Raw genomic sequence first — 5,290 nt, 5'->3', positions numbered from 1 at the left:
TATAAGAGACAGCTCCTGCTACCAGCCCGCCCGCATCCGATCCCGCGCCCGGTTCCGCCGGGAGCGCGCCCCCCGCCGGCATCGTCCCGCCGCGGACGAACTGACCCCGACCACGGCAAGTGAAGGGAGCAGCTCAGGTGACGGTTCCCGGAACGTTCCGAAAGGCGGTGGAGGCCAAGGACCTCCCCGCCATCACCGGCTCGCTCGACCCTGGCATCGAGTTCCACAGCCCGGTGATGGTGAAGCCCTATCACGGCCGCGACTCCGTCGCCGCGCTCCTCGGCGTGCTGCTGGAGGTCTTCGAGGACTTCCACTACACCGACGAGCTCGTCAGCGCCGGCCGGCCCGACGCGCCGGCCCAGGCGCTGATCTTCAACGCCCGGGTGATGGGCAAGGCCGTCCAGGGGCTCGACCTGCTCCGGTTCGGCGACAACGGTCTCGTCACCGGCTTGACCGTGATGGTCCGCCCCCTGCCCGCGGCGATGACGCTCGCGCGGGCGGTGGGGCGGCGGATGGAGGCGGCCGAGGGACCGGGGGGCCCGGCCGGCACCGCCCACCTATAGGGAGTCGAGAAAGAATGGACAGTAAGGTCCCCGCACGCGCGACACACCCCGCTACCGCAACCCCTGACGTTCCCGCGACCTCCGCGGGACACGAGCCCCCCGGCACGCCGGCGGTCCCCGTGCAGCCCGCCGAGTCCCCGGACCCCATGCCGGCGGACTCCCTGGCCCCGGGGAACACGGCGGGACCGGTCGGTCCCGGGGACGCCCCGACCTCGGCGGCCGCGCCTCCCCGGAGTGCCGCCGGCGCCGACGAGCCCGCCTCCGGCGGCGTGCGGTCCGAGACCTGGTGGGGTGAGCTGTCACCGGCGCACCGGGTCGCCGCGGACCTGGACGGCTACCTCGGCGACCCGATGGACGAGGAGTCCGGGCCGTTCTCCTACCGGGCGATCGTCGAGGCCGAGGAGCGCGACGAGCTGCCGGCGGGCGCGGTGGGCGCCGTCCGCTCCTGGGGTTTCCCGAAGTACCTGGTGCCCGCCGGGCTCGGCGGCCGGCTGACGACCCTGGAGGACCTCTTCTTCGTCACCCGCGGCATCTCCCGCCGCAGCGTCACCGTCGCGGTGATGTACGGGTCGGGGCTGCTGGCGGTGAACCCGGTCTGGCTGTGGGGGGACGGGTGGCAGCGCAAGACCGTGGCGGACGGGGTGCTGAACGGCGACCTGGCCTGCTTCGGCGTCTCGGAGGCCGACCACGGCAGCGACGTCATGGCGTCGGAGTCGGAGGCCGAGATCCAGGGCGACGAGCTGCTGCTGACCGGGACGAAGTGGCCGGTCGGCAACGCCACGCGCGGCCGGTTCGTCACCACCTACGCCAAGACCGGCCCGCGGGACTTCTCGCTGATCCTGGTCGACAAGCAGGAGATCGAACCGGACATGTGGACGGCGCTGCCGCCGGTGCGGACGGTGGGCCTGCGCGGCCACGACCTCAGCGGCGTGATGTTCATCGGCGCCCGCGTCCCGGCGGAGCGGGTGATCGGGCGGCGCGGTTCCGGGCTCGTGCAGACGCTCAAGACGCTGCAGATCACCCGGACGGCGATCGCGGCGCTGTCGGTCGGCACGATGGACGCGGTCGTCCGCATCGGCATGCGGTACTCGCGCGAGCGCACCCTGTACGGGTCGGACATCTACAAGATCCCCGTCATCCGCGACCACCTGGTCAAGGTGCACCTGGACCTGCTGATCGCCGAGTGCGTCGCGATCCCGGTGACGCGCAGCCTCACGGTCGCGCCGGGGCGGCTCAGCCTGTGGTCGTCGATCGTGAAGTACTTCGTCCCCGTCCTGGGGGAGGAGGTCGTGGCCAGCATCGGGACGGTGCTGGCGGCGCGCGGCTACCTGCGCGAGGGCGTGGCGCACGGGGTGTTCCAGAAGCTCCAGCGCGACCACGCGATCGCGAGCATCTTCGAGGGCACCACGCACGTCAACCTCGCCAACGTCGCGGGGCAGCTGCCGTACCTGATCGACCCGCCCGAGGAGACGGGCGGGGAGGACGAGCTGCTCGCCGACCTGTTCTGCTGGACGAGGACGCCCCCCACCTGGGAACCCGACGGCCGGATGCTCCAGCTCACCAACGAGGGCCGCGACGAGGTCGGGCAGCGGTTCGAGCAGATCTCCGAGGAGCTGCTGGCGGCGGCGAACGCGCACGCGGCGCCCGGGGTCGCGGCCGAGCTGAAGGACCTGATGTCCAGCATCGGCGGGCTGCGGGCCAAGGTGGAGGAGGGCATCCGCGCCAGCGAGGGCGACACCGGATCGGTGGCGGCGCTGGCGCGGGCCAAGCGGTACTGCGAGCTGCACGCGATGATGTCGTGCGCCCTGACGTGGCTGCACAACCGGCACGCGTTCGGCGGGGCGTTCGCCGACGGGCAGTGGCTCGTGCTGTGCCTGCAGCGGCTGCTGCAGCGGGCGCAGCCCGACACCGCCCTGTCGGAGGAGTTCCTGCCGTCGCTTGAGGACGCGATGTTCCGCGTCTCCGACGAGCGCGGCTGGTTCTCCTTGCTGTCCCTGGCCGAAGACGAGTGATGGCCTATGCCTCCGCATAGGGATTTCGTGTCGCTCGTCCGGGAGAACATCCGGGAGCACGGTGACGACCGGTCGTTCACGTTCATCAGTGAGGAACGGGGACGCACCTATAAGGAGAACGTGCTCGGGTTCGCCGAACTCGACCGCAAGGCCCGCGCGCTTGCCTGCCGGCTAGAGGCGCGCGGGCTGCGGGATAAGGCCGTCCTGCTGCTTTATCCGGAAGGGCTGGAATTCCTTACGGCGTTCCTGGGGTGCCTGTACGCGCGGGTCGTCGCCGTCCCGGCACCCCTGCCCGACCTGGACGCGGAGCGGTTCGGGCGCACCCGCCGGATCATCGAGGACGCCGACATCACGCTGATCCTCACCGACGCCGCCCACCGCGACACGATCGACGGGTGGCTCGACGGCGGCGGCCTGAAGGGACGCGTGCACTGCCTGGACACCAGCGGCGAGGACGTGGACCCCGGGGCGTGGACGCCCCCCGGGTTCGGCCCCGACACGCTGGCGTTCCTGCAGTACACCTCCGGCTCCACCAGCGAGCCGAAGGGCGTGATGGTCACCCACGGCAACCTGCTGAGCAACGGCGAGGAGATCAAACGGCGGATCGGCGGGTCGTCCGACACGGTCGGTGTCGGCTGGGTGCCGCACTACCACGACATGGGCCTGGTGGGGCAGTTCCTCCAGCCCCTCTACCTCGGCTGCCGGTACGTGTTCACCTCGCCGATCACGTTCATCAAGCGGCCGGTGCTGTGGCTGGAACTCATCACCCGCCACCGCGGCACGATCACGGTCGCGCCGAACTTCGGCTACGACCTGGCCCTGCGCCGCGTCACCGACCGCCAGATGGAGGGCCTCGACCTGTCGTCGCTGCAGGTGGCCAAGAACGGCGCGGAGCCCGTCCGCGCGGCGACGCTGGAGCGGATGATCGAGCGGTTCGCGCCGGTCGGCTTCCGCCCCGAGATGTGGATGCCGTGCTACGGGATGGCCGAGACGACCCTCCTCATCACCGCAGCCCCCCTCGGCGGCGGTCCCGTCATCCGCGACTTCGACGCCGCCGCGCTGACCCGCGACACCGCCGTCCCGCACGACCCCTCCCCGACCCAGGACGGGGAGGGGGGAGGGGTGCGGCGGCTGGTGAGCAGTGGCCGGCCCGTCACGCTGGACGTGCGCGTGGTCGACCCGGTGGCCCTCAAGGAACGTCCAGAGGGGCACGTGGGGGAGATCTGGGTCGGCGGCGGCAGCGTCGCCCGCGGGTACTGGCGCAGCCCTGAGGAGACGCGTGCGGGCTTCCAGGCCCGCACCGCCGACGGGGAGGGCCCGTACCTCCGGACGGGCGATCTCGGCTTCGTCGCCGACGGCGAGCTGTACGTCACCGGGCGGATCAAGGACCTCATCATCGTCAACGGGCGCAACATCTACGCCCACGACATCGAGGAGGCCGCCCGGGACGCGCACCCCGCCGCCCTCACCGGCGCGGCGTTCGTCGTCGATCCGGAGCCCGGCCGCGACGACGGGGTGGAGCACGTCGTCCTCGTCCAGGAGATCAGCACGAGGGCCGCCGCCGGGACGCCGCTGGACGAGGTGGCGTCCCTCATCCGGACCCGCGCGGCCCGCGCGTTCGAGCTGCCCGCGCTGAGCGTCGTGCTGACCGGGCGGGGCACGGTGCGGCGGACGACCAGCGGCAAGCTGCAGCGCCTCCACACCCGGCGCGCGTACCTCGCCGGGGAGATCACCGAGCTCGCCCGGGACCTCGAACCGGGCGTCGCGGGACCGTTCCCGGATCCCGGCTGAATGGCCGGGCCGGGCATTTCGGCGAACCGAAAAAATGACCATAACCAAACCTAGTCAAAAGCATGACTAATCATGTCGTTGTCTGCTACCGTCGGCACAACCCTGAGTCAAGGCGGGGAGAGAAGGCCGATGGCGCTACGTCACGCGGTGCTGGCGGCGCTGCTCGACGGCGAGTACAGCGGCTACCAGTTGGCGAAGATCTTCGATTTGTCGGTCTCCAACTTCTGGCATGCCGTTCCGCAGCAGCTCTATTCGGAGCTGTCGAGGTTGGAGACCGAAGGTCTGATCAGCGGACGGCAGATCATTCAGCACGACCGGCCCAACAAGCGCGTGTACACCGTCACGCCGGCCGGCGTCGCCGAGCTCGAAAGGTTCGCGACGAGCCCCGCCAAGCCAGGAATCATCCGAGAGAACCTGCTCGTCATGGTCCAGGCCGTGGACCACATCTCAGCCGAGTCCGTCATCGCGCAGCTCGAAGACAGGGCCGTGGCGTCCGCCGCCAAGGTCGAGGTCTTCGAACGCACCCTGAAGCACCTGCGCGGCGACCTGGACGAGGAGACGTTCCTGCGGACCGGAAATCCCGTGGGGCCGTACCTGACGTGCATCCGCGGCCTGCGCTTCGAGCAGGAGAACTACGAGTGGTTCACCAGTACCGCCCGGCTGCTGCGAGCCAGGGCGGGCACACAGGCCGAGGGGGGCGAGCCGTCATGACCGGAGTGCACCGCGCACCGGCGGCCCGTACCGCCTCGAACCCCGTGCCGCCGCATGCCCGAACGGCGGCGGCACACGCACCAACCCCCCGCGCCCTCTCCAGCTCCGCATCCCGGCAGGGCTGGACCGGGACAACACGCCTTAGTCAAGGAGGCGTCCATCATGTCGGGCGATCACCGCACCATCGAACTCCCTAGCACCCTGGCCCCGGCC

The 5,290-nt window shown here is 71.0% G+C and carries 4 protein-coding genes; all 4 read left to right on the top strand.

Annotated elements, in window-relative coordinates; genetic code table 11:
* Positions 1-137 precede the first annotated feature (137 nt).
* The 4 genes from E1200_RS31055 (at position 138) to E1200_RS31040 (ending at position 5,077) form a co-directional block, all read left to right on the top strand.
* Positions 138-563 (top strand): nuclear transport factor 2 family protein, encoded by a 426-nt coding sequence (locus tag E1200_RS31055; protein WP_131955838.1) that lies wholly within the window; start codon positions 138-140, stop codon positions 561-563.
* Positions 564-832: 269 nt separating this feature from the next.
* Entirely contained in the window at positions 833-2,575 is a 1,743-nt protein-coding gene (locus tag E1200_RS31050) for an acyl-CoA dehydrogenase (protein ID WP_207933629.1), read from the top strand.
* A gap of 27 nt (positions 2,576-2,602) precedes the next feature.
* Positions 2,603-4,366 (top strand): fatty acyl-AMP ligase, encoded by a 1,764-nt coding sequence (locus tag E1200_RS31045; protein WP_165950535.1) that lies wholly within the window; start codon positions 2,603-2,605, stop codon positions 4,364-4,366.
* A 129-nt stretch (positions 4,367-4,495) separates the two neighbouring features.
* Positions 4,496-5,077: a PadR family transcriptional regulator gene (locus tag E1200_RS31040; RefSeq protein WP_131955834.1), complete on the top strand. Its 582-nt coding sequence runs from the start codon at positions 4,496-4,498 to the stop codon at positions 5,075-5,077.
* Positions 5,078-5,290: the final 213 nt, after the last annotated feature.

This window comes from Actinomadura sp. GC306, assembly GCF_004348665.1.
GTDB lineage: Bacteria > Actinomycetota > Actinomycetes > Streptosporangiales > Streptosporangiaceae > Spirillospora.
This window is presented reverse-complemented; position numbering and strand designations above follow the sequence as displayed.